Below are 16,658 nucleotides of genomic sequence, written 5' to 3'. Positions count from 1 at the left end.
TGCTACGAAATCGTTATAATGTGCGACTTCGGTTTTCCGGACAGGGGTTTTAGGCCTCTGAAAGGGTGACAATTGCGCTTTGAGGGTATATGTTGTTTTTTACCCGAAAATCGCAGGAGATAGCGGCATAATGGCTGATAAATTCCAAATTTTAGTTTTAAACGGACCGAACCTGAACATGCTCGGCACCCGTGAGCCAGAGAAGTACGGCACGCTAACATTGAGCGAAATTGTTAACCGTCTGAGTACGGAAGCAGCGTCGCTGAATGTGGATTTGGACCATTTTCAGTCTAACGCGGAGTACGCAATCATCGACCGTATTCATCAGGCTAAAGACACTGTGGACTATATCCTGATCAATCCGGCCGCGTTTACGCACACCAGTGTTGCTATACGCGACGCACTGCTCGCGGTGAGTATCCCGTTTATCGAGATTCACCTGAGTAACGTGCACGCCCGAGAGCCGTTCCGCCACCACTCCTACCTGTCAGATATCGCCGCTGGCGTGATTTGTGGGCTGGGTGCAGACGGCTATTCATACGCTTTACAGACAGCGGTAAAACGCTTGTCACAATCACACTAAACAAGAGTACGGAACCCACTCATGGATATTCGTAAGATTAAAAAACTGATCGAGCTGGTTGAAGAATCAGGCATCTCCGAACTGGAAATTTCTGAAGGCGAAGAGTCTGTACGCATCAGCCGTGCAGCCCCAGCCGCTAGCTTCCCGGTAATGCAGCAAGCTTATGCTGCGCCAGTGCAGCAGCCTGCGCTCTCAGCAGCCGTTGCGCCAGCAGCAGCTGAAGCCGCACCTGCCGCTGCAGCAGAAATCAGTGGTCACATCGTACGTTCCCCAATGGTTGGTACTTTCTACCGCACCCCGAGCCCGGACGCGAAGGCGTTCATCGAAGTGGGTCAGAAAGTCAACGTAGGCGATACCCTGTGCATCGTTGAAGCGATGAAAATGATGAACCAGATAGAAGCAGACAAATCAGGTACTGTGAAAGCGATTCTGGTCGAAAGTGGTCAGCCGGTTGAATTTGACGAGCCGCTGGTCGTCATCGAGTAACGAGGCGTACATGCTGGATAAAATTGTTATCGCCAACCGCGGCGAGATCGCACTGCGTATTCTTCGTGCCTGTAAAGAACTGGGCATCAAGACTGTCGCTGTGCACTCAAGCGCGGATCGCGATTTAAAACACGTATTGCTGGCGGATGAGACGGTCTGTATTGGCCCGGCTCCGTCCGTAAAAAGCTATCTGAACATCCCGGCTATCATCAGCGCCGCTGAAATCACCGGCGCGGTGGCAATTCATCCGGGTTACGGCTTCCTCTCTGAGAACGCCAACTTTGCTGAGCAGGTTGAACGCTCTGGCTTTATCTTCATCGGCCCGAAAGCCGACACCATCCGCCTGATGGGCGACAAAGTGTCTGCGATCACCGCGATGAAAAAAGCCGGTGTACCAACCGTACCAGGCTCTGACGGCCCTCTGACCGACGACATGGATGCTAACCGTGCTCATGCTAAACGCATCGGCTACCCGGTTATCATCAAGGCGTCCGGCGGCGGCGGCGGTCGCGGTATGCGCGTTGTGCGCAGCGATGCTGAACTGGCACAGTCCATCTCCATGACCAAAGCAGAAGCGAAAGCCGCTTTCAGCAATGACATGGTGTACATGGAAAAATACCTGGAAAACCCACGCCACATCGAAATTCAGGTGCTGGCTGACGGTCAGGGTAACGCGATCTATCTGGCAGAACGTGACTGCTCCATGCAGCGTCGTCACCAGAAAGTCGTCGAAGAAGCGCCAGCGCCGGGCATTACGCCGGAACTGCGTCGCTACATCGGTGAGCGTTGCGCCAAAGCGTGTGTCGATATCGGCTATCGCGGGGCGGGTACCTTTGAGTTCCTGTTCGAAAACGGCGAGTTCTACTTCATTGAGATGAACACCCGTATTCAGGTTGAACACCCGGTTACCGAAATGATCACCGGCGTTGACCTGATCAAAGAACAGCTGCGTATCGCAGCCGGTCAGCCGCTGTCCATCAAACAGGAAGAAGTTGTGGTTAAAGGCCATGCGGTAGAGTGCCGTATCAACGCCGAAGACCCGAACACCTTCCTGCCAAGCCCGGGTAAAATCACGCGTTTCCACGCGCCGGGTGGCTTTGGTGTGCGCTGGGAGTCCCATATCTACGCCGGTTACACCGTACCGCCGTACTATGACTCAATGATCGGTAAGCTGATCTGCTACGGCGAAAACCGTGACGTGGCCATTGCCCGCATGAAGAACGCCCTTCAGGAGCTGATCATCGACGGGATCAAAACCAACGTTGATCTCCAGATGCGCATTATGAGCGACGAGCACTTCCAGAATGGTGGGACTAACATCCACTACCTGGAGAAAAAACTCGGTCTGAACGAGAAGTAAGAGATCAGTGTTGCTAAAAGGCCGGATTATCCGGCCTTTTTTATTTCTGGGGATCGCTAAGCCCCATCATGTACAATCCCCGCTTTCTTCATCCACAAGGGACAAAAAATGGACAAACGTTTTGTTCAGGCCCATAAAGAAGCGCGCTGGGCGCTGTGGCTGACCCTTCTCTATCTCGCCGCATGGTTAGTAACTGCTTACTTACCTGATTCGGCGATTGGCATTACCGGCCTCCCGCACTGGTTTGAAATGGCCTGCCTGCTGCTGCCGCTGGTGTTTATCCTGCTGTGCTGGGCGATGGTGAAATTCATCTATCGCGATATTTCACTGGAGGACGATGATGCAGCTTGAAGTCATTCTGCCCCTTATCGCTTACCTGTTCCTGGTGTTTGGCCTGTCGGTTTATGCGATGCGTAAACGTTCGACCGGCACCTTTCTGAACGAGTATTTCCTCGGGAGCCGCTCAATGGGTGGCGTCGTGCTGGCCATGACGCTGACCGCTACTTACATCAGCGCCAGCTCGTTTATCGGTGGCCCGGGCGCCGCTTATAAGTACGGGCTGGGCTGGGTACTGCTGGCCATGATCCAGCTGCCTGCCATCTGGCTCTCTCTGGGCATACTGGGTAAAAAGTTTGCCATTCTGGCCCGTCGCTACAATGCCGTAACGCTGAACGATATGCTGTTTGCCCGCTATCAGAGTCGCTTGCTGGTATGGCTGGCAAGCCTGAGTCTGCTGGTGGCGTTTATTGGCGCAATGACGGTGCAGTTTATCGGCGGCGCACGTCTGCTGGAGACGGCAGCCGGTATCCCCTATGAGACGGGCCTGGTCATTTTCGGTGTGAGTATCGCGCTGTATACCGCGTTTGGCGGGTTCCGCGCCAGCGTACTCAACGACACGATGCAGGGGATGGTGATGCTCATTGGCACCCTCGTTCTGCTGGTGGGTATCGTGCATGCCGCAGGGGGCCTGAGCCATGCGGTTGAAACCCTGGAAGCGATCGATCCGAAACTGGTCTCGCCGCAGGGGGCGGATGATATCCTCTCTCCAACCTTTATGACCTCGTTCTGGGTGCTGGTGTGCTTTGGCGTGATTGGCCTGCCGCATACTGCCGTGCGCTGCATCTCATATAAAGACAGCAAAGCGGTGCACCGCGGGATCATTATCGGGACAATTGTGGTGGCGATCCTGATGTTTGGTATGCACCTGGCGGGCGCGCTGGGCCGCGCGGTGATCCCTGACCTTACCGTACCGGATCTGGTCATTCCGACCCTGATGGTGAAAGTGCTTCCGCCGTTTGCCGCCGGGATTTTCCTCGCCGCACCCATGGCGGCCATTATGTCGACCATCAACGCTCAGTTGCTGCAAAGTTCCGCTACGATCATTAAAGATCTCTATCTGAATTTGCGCCCTGAACAGGTCGAAAATGAGCGACGCCTCAAGCGTATGTCGGCGGTGATTACCCTGGTGCTGGGGGCGTTACTGCTGCTGGCCGCGTGGCGTCCACCGGAGATGATCATCTGGCTAAACCTGCTCGCCTTTGGCGGGCTGGAGGCCGTTTTCCTGTGGCCGCTGGTGCTGGGGCTGTACTGGGAACGCGCGAATGCCGCGGGTGCATTAAGCGGCATGATTGTCGGGGGCGTCCTGTATGCCGTTCTCGCTACGTTTAAAATTCAGTATCTGGGCTTCCATCCGATCGTGCCTTCGTTACTGTTAAGTTTACTGGCGTTTGTGGTGGGAAACCGTTTTGGTCGACCGGTGCCACAAACTGCCCTGATTTCTACTGACAAATAAAGAGTTTTGCCATGCCGTGGATCCAATTAAAACTGAACACAACCGGCGCGAACGCCGAAGAACTGAGTGATGCGCTGATGGAGGCCGGTTCGGTCTCTATCACCTTCCAGGACACGCATGACACGCCGGTCTTTGAGCCGCTGCCAGGCGAAACGCGCCTGTGGGGTGATACGGACGTTATCGGCCTGTTCGATGCAGAAACCGATATGAAAGAGGTCGTGGCGATTCTGGAAAACCATCCGCTGCTGGGCGCGGGTTTCGCGCATAAAATTGAACAGCTGGAAGACAAAGACTGGGAACGCGAGTGGATGGACAACTTCCATCCGATGCAGTTTGGTCAGCGTCTGTGGATCTGCCCAAGCTGGCGTGAAGTGCCCGATGAAAACGCCGTCAACGTGATGCTGGATCCGGGTCTGGCGTTCGGCACCGGTACCCACCCGACAACCTCCCTGTGCCTGCAATGGCTGGATGGCCTGGATCTGGAAGGCAAAACCGTGATCGACTTCGGTTGCGGATCCGGGATCCTTGCTATCGCAGCACTGAAACTGGGCGCGGCAAAAGCCATCGGGATCGACATCGATCCGCAGGCGATTCAGGCCAGCCGTGATAACGCCGAGCGTAATGGCGTTTCCGATCGCCTTGAACTGTATCTGCCCGATGCACAGCCAGAGGCGATGAAAGCCGATGTGGTGGTCGCGAATATCCTGGCTGGCCCATTACGCGAGCTGGCGCCGTTAATCAGCGTGCTGCCGGTTGAAGGCGGTCTGCTGGGCCTGTCCGGTATCCTTGCCAGCCAGGCAGACAGCGTCTGTGAAGCCTACGCCGATCTCTTTGCGCTCGACCCGGTGGTCGAGAAAGAAGAGTGGTGTCGCATCACCGGTCGTAAAAAATAAGCGTTTGGCGTGGTCGTCTGACCACGCCTTTTCCCTTCGGTTTTTTCTCCCGCCTTCTTCCTTTCTTCGATAAAATAACCACACAAATCACAATGTTAATTATTGATTTGGATAATAAAATTCACAGGAAGAATATGATGAAACACATTTCAGGCAAGGCAGCGCTGCTGGCGCTGAGCATGATTTCGGCTACGGCTTACGCATCACACTGGAGCTATCAAGGAGAAGGCGCACCGGAACACTGGGGCGAACTGGACGAGGCGTACAAGACGTGTAAAAGCGGAATGTATCAGTCGCCGGTCAACATAGATAACACGGTCAAAGCCCACATCTCTCCGCTGGAAACGCACTATATCGACGGCCCGGTCATTCTGACAAATAACGGCCATACTATCCAGGCGAGTGAAAATGCCGATACACGCGACAGCATCACGCTTGATAAACAGCGCTGGACGTTACAGCAGTTCCATTTCCATGCACCATCCGAAAACACGGTGCACGGTAAAAAATACGCAATGGAAATGCATCTGGTCCATAAAAACGCTGACGGCGAACTGACGGTCGTTGCCGTTATGTTCGATCAGGGCGCTGCAAACACTGAACTGGATAAACTCTGGGGCGTGATGCCGGGACAGGTTGACCAGAACGTCACGATTAAGCCAACCCTTGATATGAATAAATTACTGCCCGCGGATAAAACTTACTGGCGTTTTAGCGGCTCTCTGACCACCCCACCGTGTTCAGAAGGGGTAACGTGGCTGGTCCTCAAGCATCCGCTGACCGTCTCTGCTGAACAGCTGCAAAAATTTACTCACACTCTGCACCACGAAAACAGCCGCCCGGTTCAGCCGCTTCATGGCCGTCTGGTTGTTGAATAAGTCGATTTTTTACGTTGATATCCTGTGCTGAAATGCGACGCAGATCGCAAAGAAGCGCCATAATCTGCTGCTTATAGCAGCAGATTATCCCGAACAATTGATCCATTTATTCAGAAATGATGAGAAGTTACGGGAAATTGTAAGCGCCCACAAAATGTTCATTTATTCATAACACAATGATTTAAATAGCGAATAATCTTATCCCAAAAGAATGACTGGCGATTCCTTGATCTACAACAGAGGATTGTTCAAAGTTTGGCCTTTCATCTCGTGCAAAAAATGCGTAATATACGCCGCCTTGCAGTCACAGTATGGTCATTTCTTAACTCATGCGCATCGGACACCACCAGCTCAGAAATCGCCTGATCGCAGCCCCAATGGCAGGTATTACCGACCGGCCGTTCAGGACGCTGTGCTACGAGATGGGAGCAGGATTAACCGTTTCCGAGATGATGTCGTCTAACCCGCAGGTTTGGGAAAGCGACAAGTCCCGCCTTCGGATGGTGCACGTGGATGAACCAGGTATCCGCACCGTGCAAATTGCCGGAAGCGTGCCTGAAGAAATGGCAGATGCCGCGCGTATTAACGTGGAAAGTGGCGCCCAGATTATTGATATCAATATGGGTTGCCCGGCCAAAAAGGTGAATCGCAAGCTTGCAGGTTCAGCCCTTCTGCAATACCCCGACCAGGTGAAGTCAATCCTGACGGCGGTTGTCAGCGCAGTGGACGTTCCTGTTACGTTGAAGATTCGCACGGGTTGGTCGCCGGAACACCGTAACTGCGTAGAGATTGCCCAACTGGCCGAAGACTGTGGCATTCAGGCCCTGACCATTCATGGACGCACTCGCGCCTGTTTGTTCAACGGTGAAGCTGAATACGACAGCATTCGGGCAGTTAAGCAGAAAGTTTCCATTCCGGTTATCGCGAATGGCGACATTACTGACCCGCTTAAAGCCAGAGCTGTGCTCGACTATACGGGAGCTGATGCTCTGATGATAGGACGTGCCGCTCAGGGAAGACCCTGGATCTTTCGGGAAATCCAGCATTATCTGGACACTGGGGAGCTGCTTGCCCCGCTGCCTCTGGCAGAGGTCAAGCGCTTGCTTTGTTCGCATGTTCGGGAATTGCATGACCACTACGGCCAGGCAAAAGGGTACCGAATTGCGCGTAAACACGTCTCCTGGTATCTCCAGGAGCACGCTCCAAATGACCAGTTTCGGCGCACATTCAACGCCATTGAGGATGCCAGCGAACAGCTGGAGGCGTTGGAGGCATACTTCGAAAATCTTGCGTAATGAAATAAAGAGCTGACAGAACTATGTTCGAACAACGCGTAAATTCTGACGTACTGACCGTTTCTACCGTTAACTCTCAGGATCAGGTGACTCAAAAGCCCCTGCGTGACTCGGTTAAACAGGCACTGAAGAACTATTTTGCTCAACTGAACGGTCAGGATGTTAATGACCTGTATGAGCTGGTACTGGCTGAAGTTGAACAGCCACTGTTGGACATGGTGATGCAATACACCCGTGGTAATCAAACCCGCGCTGCCCTGATGATGGGCATCAACCGTGGTACCCTGCGTAAGAAACTGAAAAAATACGGCATGAACTAATTTCGATTAGCTAACTGCTTGTTTAAAAAGGCGCTCTTCGGCATGGGGAAGCGCCTTTTTTATCGTTCGGGCGAGCAACCGTCAACGCTTTGTAAACCTTCCCTTTCCCCACTTTTCAACGCCCGCTTTTCGTGTATATTTCCACCAACTTACAGGCTCTCTTTTCGCGGAATGACACATGATTCGTAAATACTGGTGGCTGGTCGTTTTTGCTGTCTCTGTTTTCATTTTCGATGCGCTGCTGATGCAGTGGATTGAACTGATGAGCACTGAAACCGATAAATGTCGCAATATGAATTCCGTGAACCCGCTTAAACTGGTCAACTGCTCAGAGCTGGACTAACCGCTTCCATCCTGTATAAAACCCTGTTAACACCCAATAAAAACAGGGGCTTAAATCACTTTTCGTCATTTCCTGACGATGATAATGTCTGTCCCCTTTCCAACCGCTCTTGCTTAACGTCTCACACGAGTGAACAGACCATGCTGGTTAGCCAATACAACCAAATCCTCGTAGTCATCTCCTTTGTTGTTGCCATTCTTGCCGCCTATACCGCACTGAATATGGCTGCGCGCGTTGCTGGAAGCCAGGGCGTCGCTGCACGCGTCTGGCTGGCAGGTGGCGGTGTTTCGATGGGGATTGGCGTGTGGGCGATGCATTTCATCGGTATGCTGGCGATGGATCTTTCCATGAGCATGAGTTACAACGCGGCCCTGACCGTGCTTTCGATGGTTATCGCCATTAGCTCGTCAATGTTTGCCCTGTGGCTCGTTAGCGGCGAGCAGCTACGTTTGCGCCGGCTGCTGCCTGGCGCCGTCGTGATGGGAACGGGCATTGTTGCCATGCACTACACCGGTATGGCTGCCCTGGAGGTCACACCGGGTATTGTCTGGGATAAAACGTGGGTGGCTATCTCTGTGGTCATAGCCCTTGCCGCTTCACTGGCCGCTCTTTGGCTGACGTTCCGTTTACGTCAGGAAGCCGCACGAATGGCGTTGATGCGGCTGGGGGCGGCGATCACCATGGGCATCGCTATCGCTGGCATGCATTACGCTGGCATGGAAGCAGCACAATTTCCGATGTCGACGATGGTCCACCATCATGGCATTAACGGGAGCTGGCTGGCGATATTGGTTAGCGTGGTCGCGCTCGCTATTCTGGGGATTACGCTGCTGGTGTCGATGTTCGATGCCCGCCTTCAGGCTCGTACCTCGCTGCTGGCCTCATCACTGGCAGAAGCTAATCGTGAACTCGCACAGCTGGCGTTGCATGATACGCTGACGCGATTACCCAATCGTATTCTGCTTGAGGATCGCCTCGATCAGGCCATCAGCAAGGCCGATCGCGAAGGAAGCCCTTTCGCGCTGATGTTTATGGATCTCGACGGCTTTAAAACCGTCAACGATGCCTATGGTCATGATGTCGGTGACAAGCTTCTGGTAGCGGTGACTCAGCGTTTGCTGTTGCAGTTGAAAGGTCAGTACACGCTGGCGCGTATCGGTGGGGATGAATTCGTGCTGCTGGCCGAAACCGCCACCCCGGATGATGCTGCCTCACTGGCAAATTCACTGGTGCGCGTCATTGATAGCCCGTTCCATCTCGATCCTTACGAACTGATGGTCACCCTGAGCATTGGCATTGCGCTCTATCCACACGATGGCAAAACCGATCGTGAACTAATGTTTAACGCTGATGCTGCGATGTACCACACGAAACATATGGGTCGCAACGGCTATCACTTCTTCCAGCCGTCAATGAATACGCTGGCGCAGACGCATCTACAGCTGATGAATGATCTGTGGCAGGCCATCGACCGTGATGAGTTACGCCTGCTTTATCAACCTAAATTCCACGCCCCTGCCGGGCCGGTCATCGGGTTCGAAGCGCTGTTACGCTGGCAGCATCCCAAACAGGGATTACTCTCCCCCGACCTGTTTCTACCGCTGGCAGAGAAAACAGGGCTGATTATTCCGATTGGAAACTGGGTAATCGACGAGGCCTGCCGCCAGCTGCGTGAATGGCATCTTCAGGGCCACACGGACTGGTCAATGGCGGTGAATCTTTCTACGTTGCAGTTCGAACAGCCGTCGCTGGTTAAAACGGTTCTCGATTGTCTGACGCGCCATAGCGTGCCGCCCGGCATGTTGATTCTGGAGGTGACTGAAACCACGGCAATGAGCAATCCGGACGAAAGCGTACGCGTCCTGACAGCGCTGACGGATGCGGGAGTAAAAGCCTCAATAGACGATTTTGGTACAGGTTACTCAAGCCTTCTCTATCTTAAGCGGCTTCCCGCCTGCGAGTTGAAAATCGATCGCGCTTTTGTGAAAGAGTTAAGTGGAGAGAGCGAAGATGCGACAATTGTCTCGGCGATTGTCGCCCTGGCAAAAACGCTGAATCTGAAGGTCGTGGCGGAAGGGGTCGAAACCGCAGCGCAGCAGACCTTCCTGACAGAACTGGGATGCAATACGCTACAGGGTTATCTGCTGGGCAAACCAATTACCGCGCAAGCTATTATGGAACAGTGCCAGCACGGGGAGATGTCGCCACCCCGGGCGCAGTCATAAGGCTGTATCGTAAACCACTGGCGCCACTCGGGTGATATTTAGTGTCGCCAGAATATTATCCACCAGCGCCGGCGCTTGTTTGTACAGATTAAAACTGGTGTTATCCATTAACCAGTTTTTAATGACTCCGCTAAAAAAGGCATGGAAAACAATCAGCGCCAGTTCAATATTAGTTTGCGAAGAGATAATGTTATGAGCAATGCATCGCTTAAGCGTCTTGCGAAGATAATCATCGTTTAAACCGATCCGCTTGCGTATTTCACATTCTGAAATCACATCGTCATGAAATTCACACTTATGATACAGAATTTGTAAAAGCGCATACTGTCGGGGTTCGCTCGCAATATATTGCAGCGCAACAATAAATTGTTCACGAAGCATTAACAAAGGGTCGTCATTTTCGGAAAGCATTAGCCTGTCACGAATGATTTCACGCAGCGGCAATTGCTGTTCCCATATTGCGTTAAATATTTCCGCTTTACTCGAGAAATGCCAGTAAACCGCCCCGCGAGTGAGTTGAGCTGCATCGGCAATGTCGGTAAGCGTGGTGCTGGCCACACCACGCGTCGCGAATAGCCTGATAGCGGCTTCAATCAGCTGCTGGCGGGTCTTTTGAGCCTCTTCTTTCTTTTTGCGCGCCATTACCTGCTACTCGTTACTTACAAGATTGATACGTTATCAAAGGATATTGCCGTGGTCGTGTCAGACAAAGTATTAACCAAAATCCGTGTTAGTTTTGCACAAAAAAAGTCAATTCGTTTAATTTATAAACCTCGTGAATAAATTGAATATATTAAATACATAAAACATATGTATAGCTTTCACCAAAAAGCATTTCGTTGATTATCCTGACAGAAATAGAGTGTCGAATGCACTGGGTCAGATTCCGATTTTTACTTTTTAAAAGCTCCATCAGCACTTATAAATTAAAAAACATTAAATACCCTCATTATTATACGCAGCTACATTTCTTTTTTTGCCTCACACCCTTTCACCGATTCATGACAAATATCGGTTCAGGGGTAGTTTAAGGAACAGTAATGACGAATCACTTCAGATGCTTACCCTTATCCGGTTTCATTGTCTGTGCCGCGCTGCTTACCGGGTGCGATGGGCAAGAAAACCCACAGCAGCATGCGCAAGCTCCTCAGGTCAGTGTTCATATTGTTAAAAGCGCGCCACTGGCCGTAACGACAGAATTGCCTGGCAGAACTGACGCGTATCGTGTTGCGGAGGTTCGTCCCCAGGTAAGTGGTATCATTCTGCACCGTAATTTTACCGAAGGCAGCGACGTCAAAGCGGGTGAATCCCTTTATCAGATCGATCCGGCCACGTATCAGGCAGCCTACGACAATGCGAAAGGTGAACTGGTAAAAGCACAGGCGGCGGCCAATATCGCTCATCTGACGGTGAAACGTTACGTTCCGCTGGTCGGTACGCAATATGTGAGCAAGCAGGAGTACGATCAGGCGGTGGCAACCGCCCAGCAGGCGGATGCGAGCGTCGTTGCCGCGAAGGCTGGCGTTGAAAGCGCGCGGATCAACCTGGCTTATACCAAAGTCACATCCCCAATCAACGGGCGTATAGGTAAATCCAGCGTCACCGAAGGGGCGTTGGTTACTAATGGTCAGTCGACTGCACTGGCGACGGTTCAGCAGCTCGATCCCATTTATGTCGATGTGACGCAATCCAGCAGCGATTTTATGCGTCTGAAGCAGCAGACGAGCCTGCAAAAGGGAGACACCAGCAGCGTCGAGTTGCTGATGGAAAATGGCCAGCCTTATCCACTGAAAGGAACGCTCCAGTTCTCTGATGTCACGGTAGATGAAAGTACCGGCTCAATCACCCTTCGCGCCCTCTTCCCTAACCCTCAGCACATGCTGTTACCGGGTATGTTTGTCCGTGCACGCATTGACGAAGGTACACAGCCTGATGCCATTCTTGTTCCCCAGCAGGGGGTAACCCGTACACCGCGCGGGGATGCCACTGTGCTTGTGGTAAACGATAAAAACCAGGTGGAATCGCGCACTGTCGTTGCACCGCAGGCGATTGGCGATCGCTGGCTGATCACGGAAGGCCTGAAAAACGGCGACCGCGTCATTATCAGCGGCCTGCAAAAAGTTCGCCCTGGCGTTACCGTCGTGGCTATTCCTGATACCGCCGCGACTCCAGCCAGTTAAGGAATAACGACATGGCTAATTTCTTTATTCAACGGCCTGTTTTCGCCTGGGTACTCGCCATCATTCTGATGATTGCGGGCGGGCTGGCCATTTTAAAACTGCCGGTGGCGCAATATCCGACCATTGCGCCGCCAGCGGTGGCGGTGACAGCAACCTACCCTGGCGCTGATGCCCAGACGGTACAGGACACCGTAACTCAGGTTATCGAACAGAACATGAACGGTATCGATAATTTGATGTACATGTCGTCCACCAGTGATTCCGCCGGTAACGTCACCATTACGCTGACGTTCGAGTCGGGTACGGATCCTGATATCGCGCAGGTGCAGGTTCAGAACAAACTCCAGCTCGCCATGCCGCTGCTGCCGCAAGAAGTGCAGCAGCAGGGGATTGGCGTGGAGAAATCCAGCAGCAGCTTCCTGCTGGTTGCAGGCTTTGTGTCGGACAATAAAAATCTCACGCAGGATGATATCTCCGACTATGTCGCTTCTAACGTAAAAGATGCGATCAGCCGTACTTCCGGCGTCGGTGACGTGCAACTGTTCGGTGCCCAGTATGCAATGCGCATCTGGCTGGACAGCAACGCGATGAACAAATATCAGCTCACGCCGCTGGATATCATTAACCAGCTGAAAACACAGAACGACCAGATTGCTGCGGGCCAGTTGGGAGGAACGCCGTCCGTACCAGGGCAGCAACTGAACGCCTCAATTATTGCTCAAACACGCTTGAAATCGCCGGAGGAGTTTGGTCGTGTGACGCTGAAGGTGAACCAGGACGGTTCAATGGTCCACCTGAAAGATGTGGCACGCATTGAGCTGGGTGGCGAAAACTACAACATGGTCACCAAAATCAATGGCCAAGCAGCAACGGGGCTGGGGATCAAGCTGGCGACTGGCGCAAACGCGCTGGATACCGCTGCCGCCATCAAGAGTAAACTGGCGCAGTTGCAGCCCTTCTTCCCTCAGGGTCTGAAAGTCGTGTATCCGTACGACACCACACCTTTCGTGAAGATCTCCATCCATGAAGTGGTGAAGACGCTGTTTGAAGCGATTGTTCTCGTGTTCCTGGTGATGTACCTGTTCCTGCAAAACCTGCGGGCAACGCTTATTCCCACTATCGCCGTTCCCGTGGTGTTACTGGGCACCTTTGCGGTACTGGCTGCGTTCGGGTTCTCCATTAACACCCTGACGATGTTCGGGATGGTATTGGCGATAGGTCTTCTCGTCGATGACGCCATCGTGGTAGTCGAGAACGTAGAACGCGTCATGGTTGAGGACAAGCTGCCGCCAAAAGAGGCGACGCAGAAGTCAATGGAGCAAATCCAGGGCGCTCTGGTGGGCATTGCCATGGTGCTTTCGGCGGTATTTATTCCGATGGCATTCTTTGGTGGTTCAACCGGGGCTATCTATCGCCAGTTCTCGCTGACCATTGTCTCCGCGATGGCCTTGTCGGTACTGGTGGCGTTGATATTAACGCCTGCTCTTTGTGCAACGCTGCTCAAACCGGTTTCCAGCGAACATCATGAAAAGAAAGGTGGTTTCTTCGGCTGGTTTAACGCGCTCTTTGATAAGAGTGTGGAGCACTACAGCAACAGCGTGAGCGGCATTTTACGTAAGACCGGCCGCTATCTGCTGGTTTACGTCATCATCGTCGGCGGCATGGCAGTTCTGTTCCTGCGCCTGCCTTCCTCCTTCCTGCCGGAAGAGGATCAGGGTGTGTTTATGACGATGGTTCAGTTGCCGGCAGGGGCGACGCAGATGCGTACCCAGCAGGTACTCGATCAGGTTCAGGATTATTACCTGACAAAAGAGAAAGCGAACGTTGAATCGGTCTTTACCGTAAACGGGTTTAGTTTTAGCGGACAGGGTCAGAACTCCGGTATCGCTTTCGTCAGCCTGAAGCCATGGGAAGAGCGTCCGGGCAAGGAAAACGGCGTTGAGGCGATTGTCAGCCGCGCGACGAAAGCGTTCAGCCAGATCAAAGACGGCCTTGTATTTCCGTTTAACCTGCCTGCCATTATTGAACTGGGTACCGCAACAGGCTTTGACTTTGAACTGATAGACCAGGCAAACCTGGGACATACGCAGTTAACGCAGGCGCGTAACCAGCTGCTGGGCATGGTGAGAGAACATCCTGACTTACTGGTCCGCGTGCGTCCTAACGGACTGGAAGATACGCCACAGTTCAAGCTGGACGTCGATCAGGAGAAGGCACAGGCGCTGGGTGTGAGCGTGTCTGACGTCAATCAGACTATTTCAACAGCCCTGGGTGGCACCTATGTGAACGACTTTATCGATCACGGACGGGTGAAAAAAGTTTATGTCCAGGCTGATGCTCGCTTCCGTATGCTACCCGGAGACATTAACGGCCTGTATGTGCGTAGCGCTAACGGCGAAATGGTGCCTTTCTCTGCCTTTAGCAGCTCTCACTGGGTGTACGGTTCACCGCGTCTGGAACGTTACAATGGGATGCCATCAATGGAGATCCTCGGTGAGTCTGCACCAGGCAAAAGTACCGGTGAGGCAATGGCGCTGATGGAAAACCTTGCGTCAAAACTGCCGTCCGGCATCGGCTACGACTGGACGGGGATGTCTTATCAGGAACGACTTTCCGGGAATCAGGCTCCGGCGCTGTACGCCATTTCACTTATTGTGGTGTTCCTGTGTCTGGCGGCTCTCTATGAAAGCTGGTCAATTCCATTCTCGGTCATGCTGGTTGTGCCTCTGGGGGTGATCGGTGCGCTTCTGGCTGCATCAATGCGAGGGCTGAACAATGACGTTTACTTCCAGGTTGGTCTGCTTACAACAATTGGTTTATCAGCCAAGAACGCCATACTGATCGTTGAGTTCGCCAAAGATCTCATGGATAAAGAAGGCAAAGGGATTATCGAAGCCACGCTTGAAGCCTCGCGTATGCGTCTGCGTCCTATCCTGATGACTTCCCTGGCATTCATCCTTGGTGTTATGCCTCTGGTCATCAGCAGCGGTGCAGGTAGTGGTGCACAAAATGCGGTCGGGACGGGCGTGATGGGCGGGATGCTCTCAGCCACCCTGTTGGCCATATTCTTTGTTCCTGTTTTCTTTGTGGTTGTCCGGAGACGATTTACAAAGCACAAGGATTAATGAAAATCATAAAGGCACCTCTGGTGCCTTTTTTATTTCCTGAAAACGATGTAAAAACACATTCCCTCTTCACATTTCCTCCATTAATAATTACTGCCCGCGCTTTTTTCTTCATAATTTTTACAATCCACACAAATTGAGATTATTCCACGTGCTGCATGGTATTAGTGCGGTGGTAAAATAATCATCGATTCGTTAATTGCCGCATCGGCTCTTTAGCGAATAGGCGATCATATTGAGGTAACATCATGAAAAGATTCCTTTCCGTTGCACTTCTCGCTGCGCTGCTTGCTGGTTGCGCGCACGATTCTCCATGTGTACCGGTATACGACGATCAGGGGCGACTGGTTCACACCAATACCTGTATGAAGGGCACTACCCAGGATAACTGGGAAACAGCAGGTGCGATTGCTGGTGGCGCCGCGGCAATCGCTGGCCTGACACTCGGTATTGTCGCCCTCACTAAATAAGGCTTCTAAAAGCGCGGCGATGGCCGCGCTTTTATTTTTTCCTGATATAAGAAACGTATATTCCCCATCGCAAATAACATCAGATATTAATTAAATTCAATACGCTACCTTACTCCTCGCTATATCCCTTACCTGTACAGCATTTGGCATAACATTTAATTCATTTAACACTACTGCGAGCCAGCAGAATGCATTTCACAACTACAGTTTCAGTACGGTAAAGCGCTACGTCCGTAGGGTATTAACGGCACCAGTGAGAACATCGAATGAGGGAATTGGTTTAGCTGGAGATATAACGCAAAAAGGCCATCCTTTCGGATGGCCTTTCTACTTGTTTGATGTCTGGCAGTTCCCTACTCTCACATGGGGAGACCCCACACTACCATCGGCGCTACGGCGTTTCACTTCTGAGTTCGGCATGGGGTCAGGTGGGACCACCGCGCTAAAGCCGCCAGGCAAATTCTTTTACTTCTTGCCGAACTTTAACCTAAGTATAAAGTGGTGCTGATACCCAGAGTCGAACTGGGGACCTCACCCTTACCAAGGGTGCGCTCTACCAACTGAGCCATATCAGCACGCTAAATTTGATGCCTGGCAGTTCCCTACTCTCACATGGGGAGACCCCACACTACCATCGGCGCTACGGCGTTTCACTTCTGAGTTCGGCATGGGGTCAGGTGGGACCACCGCGCTAAAGCCGCCAGGCAA

At 52.4% G+C, this 16,658-nt stretch carries 15 protein-coding genes, 1 tRNA gene and 2 rRNA genes; 14 read left to right on the top strand and 4 right to left on the bottom strand.

The genetic code is table 11. The annotated features are described in order from the left end of the window. Positions 1-130: 130 nt before the first annotated feature. From aroQ to DD606_RS17590, 11 genes are all read left to right on the top strand, one after another. Positions 131-583 (top strand): type II 3-dehydroquinate dehydratase, encoded by a 453-nt coding sequence (gene aroQ / locus DD606_RS17640; protein ID WP_003860391.1) that lies wholly within the window; start codon positions 131-133, stop codon positions 581-583. 21 nt (positions 584-604) lie between these two features. Beyond that, positions 605-1,069, top strand: coding sequence for an acetyl-CoA carboxylase biotin carboxyl carrier protein (accB, locus tag DD606_RS17635; RefSeq protein WP_008502856.1), 465 nt, complete (start codon positions 605-607; stop codon positions 1,067-1,069). A gap of 10 nt (positions 1,070-1,079) precedes the next feature. Next, complete coding sequence (accC, locus tag DD606_RS17630) at positions 1,080-2,429, top strand: acetyl-CoA carboxylase biotin carboxylase subunit (RefSeq protein WP_003860388.1); 1,350 nt, start codon at positions 1,080-1,082, stop codon at positions 2,427-2,429. A 108-nt stretch (positions 2,430-2,537) separates the two neighbouring features. Then, positions 2,538-2,780, top strand: a complete 243-nt coding sequence (locus tag DD606_RS17625; RefSeq protein WP_003860385.1) for a YhdT family protein — start codon at positions 2,538-2,540, stop codon at positions 2,778-2,780. Continuing rightward, a complete protein-coding gene (gene panF / locus DD606_RS17620; protein WP_023323805.1) occupies positions 2,770-4,221 on the top strand; it encodes a sodium/pantothenate symporter in 1,452 nt (483 codons plus the stop codon). Before DD606_RS17625 ends, panF begins: the two co-directional genes overlap by 11 nt. An 11-nt stretch (positions 4,222-4,232) precedes the next feature. After that, positions 4,233-5,114 carry a 50S ribosomal protein L11 methyltransferase gene (prmA, locus tag DD606_RS17615; protein WP_017382703.1) on the top strand — a complete coding sequence of 294 codons (882 nt, stop codon included), beginning with the start codon at positions 4,233-4,235 and terminating at the stop codon, positions 5,112-5,114. Positions 5,115-5,251: 137 nt separating this feature from the next. Further along, positions 5,252-5,992 carry a carbonic anhydrase gene (locus DD606_RS17610; RefSeq protein WP_003860379.1) on the top strand — a complete coding sequence of 247 codons (741 nt, stop codon included), beginning with the start codon at positions 5,252-5,254 and terminating at the stop codon, positions 5,990-5,992. Between the two features lie 329 nt (positions 5,993-6,321). After that, a complete protein-coding gene (gene dusB, locus DD606_RS17605) occupies positions 6,322-7,287 on the top strand; it encodes a tRNA dihydrouridine synthase DusB (protein WP_022651936.1) in 966 nt (321 codons plus the stop codon). Between the two features lie 23 nt (positions 7,288-7,310). After that, a complete protein-coding gene (gene fis, locus DD606_RS17600; RefSeq protein WP_000462905.1) occupies positions 7,311-7,607 on the top strand; it encodes a DNA-binding transcriptional regulator Fis in 297 nt (98 codons plus the stop codon). A 178-nt stretch (positions 7,608-7,785) separates the two neighbouring features. Next, on the top strand, positions 7,786-7,950 hold the full coding sequence (locus DD606_RS17595; RefSeq protein ID WP_003860373.1) for a DUF2556 family protein: 165 nt from the start codon (positions 7,786-7,788) through the stop codon (positions 7,948-7,950). Between the two features lie 140 nt (positions 7,951-8,090). Then, positions 8,091-10,175 carry a bifunctional diguanylate cyclase/phosphodiesterase gene (locus DD606_RS17590; RefSeq protein ID WP_003860371.1) on the top strand — a complete coding sequence of 695 codons (2,085 nt, stop codon included), beginning with the start codon at positions 8,091-8,093 and terminating at the stop codon, positions 10,173-10,175. Here the strand turns inward: DD606_RS17590 and envR are convergent. Beyond that, positions 10,170-10,817 (bottom strand): acrEF/envCD operon transcriptional regulator, encoded by a 648-nt coding sequence (envR, locus tag DD606_RS17585; RefSeq protein WP_023314924.1) that lies wholly within the window; start codon positions 10,815-10,817, stop codon positions 10,170-10,172. The genes DD606_RS17590 and envR overlap by 6 nt on opposite strands. A gap of 398 nt (positions 10,818-11,215) precedes the next feature. On the opposite strand from envR, the gene DD606_RS17580 reads away from it, so the two are divergent. The 3 genes from DD606_RS17580 to DD606_RS17570 all read left to right on the top strand — a co-directional run bounded on the left by DD606_RS17580 (position 11,216) and on the right by DD606_RS17570 (position 15,950). Continuing rightward, the gene (locus DD606_RS17580; protein ID WP_023323808.1) at positions 11,216-12,355 is read left to right on the top strand and encodes an efflux RND transporter periplasmic adaptor subunit; all 1,140 of its coding nucleotides are present in this window, start codon (positions 11,216-11,218) and stop codon (positions 12,353-12,355) included. Positions 12,356-12,366: 11 nt separating this feature from the next. Then, positions 12,367-15,480 carry an efflux RND transporter permease subunit gene (locus tag DD606_RS17575; protein WP_023314926.1) on the top strand — a complete coding sequence of 1,038 codons (3,114 nt, stop codon included), beginning with the start codon at positions 12,367-12,369 and terminating at the stop codon, positions 15,478-15,480. A gap of 248 nt (positions 15,481-15,728) precedes the next feature. After that, positions 15,729-15,950 carry a lipoprotein gene (locus tag DD606_RS17570; RefSeq protein ID WP_003860364.1) on the top strand — a complete coding sequence of 74 codons (222 nt, stop codon included), beginning with the start codon at positions 15,729-15,731 and terminating at the stop codon, positions 15,948-15,950. A 340-nt stretch (positions 15,951-16,290) separates the two neighbouring features. Here DD606_RS17570 and rrf (DD606_RS17565) read toward each other — a convergent pair. From rrf (DD606_RS17565) to rrf (DD606_RS17555), 3 genes are all read right to left on the bottom strand, one after another. Beyond that, positions 16,291-16,406: ribosomal RNA gene (gene rrf, locus DD606_RS17565) — 5S ribosomal RNA — on the bottom strand. 43 nt (positions 16,407-16,449) lie between these two features. Beyond that, a tRNA-Thr gene (locus DD606_RS17560) sits at positions 16,450-16,525 on the bottom strand. Positions 16,526-16,539: 14 nt separating this feature from the next. Further along, positions 16,540-16,655, bottom strand: a 5S ribosomal RNA gene (rrf, locus tag DD606_RS17555). Positions 16,656-16,658: the final 3 nt, after the last annotated feature.

The organism is Enterobacter cloacae complex sp. GF14B, from assembly GCF_004136805.1.
Taxonomy (GTDB): Bacteria; Pseudomonadota; Gammaproteobacteria; order Enterobacterales; family Enterobacteriaceae; genus Enterobacter; species Enterobacter hormaechei_C.
Note: the sequence above shows the minus strand (reverse complement) of the source record. Positions and strands in the feature narration are given on the sequence as shown.